General features: G+C 62.3%; 5 protein-coding genes and 1 pseudogene. All 6 read right to left on the bottom strand.

Annotated features, from left to right (window positions below):
* Nucleotides 1-367 (bottom strand): annotated as a pseudogene (locus tag WA702_RS05675) (YdcF family protein); the annotation flags it as partial.
* Nucleotides 368-2155: 1788 nt separating this feature from the next.
* Nucleotides 2156-2959: a DUF72 domain-containing protein gene (locus WA702_RS05670; RefSeq protein WP_425109554.1), complete on the bottom strand. Its 804-nt coding sequence runs from the start codon at nt 2957-2959 to the stop codon at nt 2156-2158.
* 58 nt (nt 2960-3017) lie between these two features.
* Nucleotides 3018-3140: a hypothetical protein gene (locus tag WA702_RS05665; RefSeq protein WP_425109553.1), complete on the bottom strand. Its 123-nt coding sequence runs from the start codon at nt 3138-3140 to the stop codon at nt 3018-3020.
* Nucleotides 3141-3348: 208 nt separating this feature from the next.
* Complete coding sequence (locus WA702_RS05660; protein ID WP_425109552.1) at nt 3349-4239, bottom strand: hypothetical protein; 891 nt, start codon at nt 4237-4239, stop codon at nt 3349-3351.
* A gap of 10 nt (nt 4240-4249) precedes the next feature.
* Nucleotides 4250-4822 (bottom strand): PepSY domain-containing protein, encoded by a 573-nt coding sequence (locus WA702_RS05655; protein WP_425109551.1) that lies wholly within the window; start codon nt 4820-4822, stop codon nt 4250-4252.
* Between the two features lie 58 nt (nt 4823-4880).
* Nucleotides 4881-5525, bottom strand: a 645-nt coding sequence (locus WA702_RS05650; protein WP_425109550.1) for a PepSY-associated TM helix domain-containing protein, incomplete at its 5' end; no start/stop codon positions are given.

The raw sequence follows: 5525 nt of genomic DNA, 5'->3' as shown, positions 1-5525 counted from the left end.
ATGAGCTGCCGCCCGAAACAACGACCTTTGCTTGCGGATACCGGCGCGCGAGGTCCACTACCAGCGCCAGCGGCTCGGTGTCGTCTTCGAGCACAATCGTGCTCAGGTACGGGTGCCGCACAAAGTCATACGAGCCGCCCAGGACAATGATGCCGTCAATATGTTGTTTGGGATAGCGCCACTCGGGGAAGCGCTCCTCCAGGGGCGTCAGTAGTACATTCCCAAGCGGGCCAAATCCCGCCGCCAATAATCCCGCAACACTAAGAGCCGCAACGATGATCCCTATGCGGAAGCGGAGCAACAAGAGAACGAAGCCCAGGACGGTAGCCACCCCGAGCAGGTTCGACGGGGCCGAGAAAAACGACATTCCGAAATCCCAACATGCATTGCAGCACGATTAATGACGGACGGTCCCTCTGACGGTCAACAGGCTGCTGAATAACGCAGTTTAGAAAGCGTCCAAGGATCGGCACTTGGTGACTTTTTCCACATGGAACGCACGGAGGTTCCATCGCTCGCGTGGGCTCTGCGGCATCCAGCCTCCCGGCCGCGCGCTAACCTTGAGGCATAACCTTAATCTCGGGATCAGGTTGTCGCGGGGCAGCGACTGCGGTTTGTTCGCGCTGTCAGCTGAACCTGCCGATAGTTGCCCCTATAAAACGGCAGCAGTTTAAGTCTGGCACGGGCCGCCGGCACTTTTTGCCCGGCGCCGGTGACCCATCGCTCGAAACTGTCTCCGCCGAGCCTTACAGATTGTCGACGCGTTATGCTGACGATCGTCCTATAGCGATGCACGTCGGTGAATGAGGAAATCTCCGCAGTGATTGATTTTGCCGTTTTCGCCGCCGTCTGCTGCTTGACAGCCGCAGCAATCTTTTTTTTCTACGAGCGCCGACAGGACGTGCTGCATGGCAGGTACATCCGAAAGAACCCTTGGCATCCGTGAAGGACCGCAATCAAGGTGCGCCCCACCATCGATCAAGCTGCGCGAAAAGCAACTGCAGTAACCTAAACGGTAGATCGTCGTTGCCTGCCTCAGGTGTTTTCGGCACTAGAGCTCCATGTTTGCTGGTTTCATCCCCTTGGTCCTAATCACAACCATTGCGCTTTGTGTCCTCGCGTTTGCCGGGGACGCAAGCTGCTCTTAGCCGAGAAGTGACCCTTTGCCCCTCAACCTGCACCTGCCAAGAATGGCAGGTCGGTCTCGGTTATGATCATCGATCGCGGTCCATTTACAAGAGGCTTTATACTTGATCTAGCAGATGGCGAAGCCCGCGCGATCGGGGGAGACGAAAACGCAATCGGGTTGCATCAACTGAATGGTTCAGGGAGAGTGGGCATTCCTGTCGACTTTTTCGTCCAGCTTATCGGACAGCAGCACGTCCGCATCCAACCCGGACGGCAAGCGGTTGCTGCTGGCGTTCGCACAAGACACTATGCACCACGGGCAAGATGCTGTCTGTCAAGATCATGCATGAGTTGCAAGCTGCGCTGGACGCTATGTCGAAAAAGCGAGGGGATGGCATGCTGAAGCGTTCATGACTTACCTCACCGTTAGCCACCGCGACAGAAAGCATTAGCCATTCACCTGTTTCCGCTCTGATCTGAACTGCGCGGTTGTCCATTGCGGCTGCCGCCATGCGCTCCTGCTAACCTTCATCGATGTAGTCGTGCATGTGCGCTCGTCACATGGCCGCTCACCGCCATCAACTGGTGCAGTCGCTCCAGCGTGCGCAAGAGTGCTCAAAGCGCGCTTGCGCAAGCCGTGAGCACGGAAGCTGCGCACGCGCCGATCAAGGCAAAGCACCGGCCTTAGACCAGCAGCGACGCACCAGTCGGCGGACTTGTTGTCAAAAGCGCCGGCAGAAGCAAGCGGCCTTCTGTCGTTGGTGGTCAGCAGGTGTTCGCGATCCCGGAACGACCCGAACATGTACCCCCGTGAGTAGATTCTGCTAACCGCGTAGCGTGCAAGCTTCAGAGTGCGGGATCGTCCTTCGGCCACCGATTGACCACCGATATACCGTGAACAAACGGCGTTAAAGGCAATTGCTGCGCTGCAATAGTCGTTGTTTTTGTTGATTTTTTCGGCTGTTACTTACGTTCGGGACGCAGGGGTCGCAGGTTCGAATCCTGCCGCTCCGACCATTCACCTGCGTTATCTTCTTTCGCCGCAAATGCCCTCGACCGCCTCTCCGTGGTGGCCGGGCTGGCTGTGAAGCTGGAGCTGATCGCGCAAATCGAGCGCGTTTTCCAGCGCTGCGCCAAGCGCCGTGTTGTCGAAGATGCACCAGACATCACTCGTTGCCGACATCACGGCCAGTCGCTCGTTCAACCTTTGTAGGAAGCTCGTCTCATAGGCGGAATAATAAATGCGCGGCGAGCCATGCAGGCGGATATATTGCAGGCCACGCCAGCCACCCGGCTGATCGGCTCCCTCCGCACGCGCGGGATCGGCTGCGACGCGAGAGATGCGCCGTCCGGCAAGCCATTGATCGACCTCATCGGTAAACCAGCTGCGATGACGCGGCTCGCAAACCAATTGAACCGACGTGGACGCCTGCAACGCATCGAACAGCTGACGCGCCGTTTCCTCGTCATAGACTTTGCCGGGAGGAAACTGAACCAGGAACACCGCGAGCTTGCCGCCGAGGCCGGCCGTTTCCTGCAGAAACCGATCGATATCTGCCGGCTGCGGTGCCGCCGCATGCGTGACCGCTTTGGGAACCTTGACCGCGAAGCAGAAATCGTCCGGCGTGACGCCTGCCCAGCGCTCGTAGGTGGTTCGGCGGTGCGGCCGATGGAAGGAGGTATCGATCTCGACCGCCTTTAGCGCTTGTCCGTAGCGCGCGAGATGACTGCCGTCACCAGCAACACGCTCGCGGCAGGACGAGGGCACGCTCCACCCCGCCGTGCCAAGCAACAGGCGCCCACGGAATCCATGCGGCGAGATGCCGGGCATGATCGTCGAGCCTCAGTGAGGACCATATCCGCGCAGGGATCGCGCCTCCCGCAGCGGATCAATCGTCCTGGCTGATATCGCCGGGCTTGCTTGGTAGTCCGAGCGTGCCGCCCTCGCCATGTTCCAGGTCGCGATCCCGGCCGTCGCTCTTGTCGGCATCTTCGATGATGGCCTGCTGCATATCGCGCGCCTTGTCCTTTCGGGGGGGCGAACCAGGAAGATCGCGGGACGATTTCGAAGTCGTTTTCGGTGCAGGCATGGGCGCTTCTCTCACATCGTTCGATCCCCTGTGACGGTCGCGCAAGCGGCAGCCCGCACGGTACAAGTTCATCGATGGTGCTAACCAAGGAGCTGGCGACCCCTGCCTTGAGCAGGGGTCGCCATCGTCCTCATTCCGGCAAGGACGCCGGCCGCCTCCACATATCGCGTCGCCGGTGGTAGCGATTCGAACGCAGCATCCAGCCCGACAGCGGCATGCCATCGCGATGCCGGCCGCCGCTCTCGGCGCCCAGCCAGGCGTCGATGGCACCGAGCAGCAGCGCGGTGGCGATCGAGAACGACAGGATGATGGTGCCGGCACGGGCGTGCTTGATCGCGGTCCGAGCGTCGGTGATCGCGTTGTCGACGCGCCGCTCTGCGTCCGCGCCGGTCAGGCCGGTCGTGGCCGTCACCAGCTGGACCAGATAGGCGCGGTCGTCGGTGCTGACGCCGCTATGGCTCGACGAGGTCAGCAGGATACGTCCGGCCTCGGCGCGCGCGGGCGCGAGGTCCGCCGTCGGCACCCGGCGCGGCGAGCGGAACAGATGGTCGATCTCATAGCTGATGACCGAAGGCTCCGTCGTCGTCGCCGGCGGCGATGTCGAACTCTGACGGTTGGCTGCAGAAGCGATCATGGCTGAGAGGATCACGCCGAGCACGATCGCCAGTGCCCAGGCCGTGACGCCATGCATGCCATCACGCCGCTCGGTATCGTCGGAGACGAGATCGTAAGGTGCCCGGACCCGCCCCGCCACATAGCCGCCGCAGCCAAAGCTGATCAGCGCCTGCAGCACCAGGTAGATGCCCGAGAGCAGCCATAACGCCACCGAGGCGTCGCGCCAGGTTGGCGCCGCCGAGCTCACGCCGAGCCCGACCGTGGCGGCAAAGGTGAGAAGGATCGACGAAACGGCGGCAGCCGTGAGGGCTCCCGCGACGATCGGTGTCCATTGCAACGTCCAGGCGTCAGGCGCGCGCGTCCTGACCGCCGGCGTCACATCCACCGGAGGCGCTTCGATGCTCATGGGCGGCGCCTCACCGCAGGCCGAAGAACGAAAGAATGGCCATGATGATGACGATCAGGCCGATCAGGTAAATCAGTCCGTCCATATTGTCCTCCTCCTCGAGACTGTGCCTCGATAAGAGACGTCGGACCTCATGGTTCCCAACAAGGGGAACAAACTGCCGTCTCGGCGCTGTTGCAACGCGATCAACGCCAAAGGTGTGGCACGATAGCCTCACTCGCCCCGGAAGCAGGTGCATCTCGGCCCGTCGCGCGAGGCGGCGGTGACGGCGCTGCGACAGGTAAAGCGTGAGCCCGGTGACGACGAACAGCGGCATCGCCGCCGCCGCCAGCATGAACACCAGCTGGCCCGGCCAGCCGAACATGCTGCCGCGGTGCAGGTCGAGGATGCGCATCAGCATCCGCTCGCCGGTCGTTTTGTCGGCGTAGATCTCCGACGACGCGATCTCGCCGCTGAGCGCATCGAAGCGGAATTCGTCGCGCGGCCCCTCTGTCGAGTCGTCCGGCCATGACCTGACGCGTAAGACAGTGCCGGCCCCGGCGGGCAGGTTGATCAGCACGGTCTGGTAACGATTGCCTTCCATGCACTGGAACGCTGACCAGACGCGGTCGAGTGCGAGCGGCTTGCTGTCCGGCCTCGCATCATCGGGTTTGACATTGGCTTTGGCGGCGGAGGGGACCGTGCGGTGCTTTCGGCTGCAACCCCGCATCAGCCCCCGGCGGCCGTGACAGCAGCCAGACTGCGCCGCTCCTGTCCCAATCGAACGAGTACCACAGCCCAGTCAACGTCATCACCAGATAGATCGGCAGCACCCAGGTGCCGATCACCGCGTGAAGCAAGCGATGCAGGCCGCGGCTGCGCAGGCCAAGATTGGGCTTCAGCCACGTTTTCACGCTGGTGGAGCGATGAGGCCAACGCAGCACCAGCCCTGATATCAGCATCACGATCAGGCCGACCGCCGCGATGCCGGTGACCTGCCGTCCGTAGCCTTTGGCATCGCTTGGTATCAGCAGCCAGCGATGCAGCCTGCGGACGGTGGCGAAGAACTCCTCGCCGCGCGCCGTGCCCAGCACATGCGCATCATACGGATCGACAAAGACAGAGGCGGGCCGCGATCCGCCATCGCCCGGCGCAAAGCGGATGCGGAGCGCGGCCGTGCGGTCGCTCGATAGCGTGACGGCGGCGACCCGGCCGTCGTGATGGTCCGCCTGCAGCCGCGTGATCAGCGCGTCCGGCATCAGCTGCGCCTGGCGCGCCTCCACACGGCTGATGCCTGCGTTCAGGCT

It is taken from the genome of Bradyrhizobium sp., assembly GCF_049798375.1.
Lineage (GTDB): Bacteria > Pseudomonadota > Alphaproteobacteria > Rhizobiales > Xanthobacteraceae > Bradyrhizobium.
This window is presented reverse-complemented; position numbering and strand designations above follow the sequence as displayed.

Bases quoted from the DNA above. Each gene is read 5' to 3' on its own strand.
- WA702_RS05670 (WP_425109554.1), bottom strand. From the start codon at position 2,959: ATGCCCGGCATCTCGCCGCATGGATTCCGTGGGCGCCTGTTGCTTGGC.
- WA702_RS05665 (WP_425109553.1), bottom strand. From the start codon at position 3,140: ATGCAGCAGGCCATCATCGAAGATGCCGACAAGAGCGACGGCCGGGAT.
- WA702_RS05660 (WP_425109552.1), bottom strand. From the start codon at position 4,239: ATGAGCATCGAAGCGCCTCCGGTGGATGTGACGCCGGCGGTCAGGACG.
- WA702_RS05655 (WP_425109551.1), bottom strand. From the start codon at position 4,822: ATGGAAGGCAATCGTTACCAGACCGTGCTGATCAACCTGCCCGCCGGG.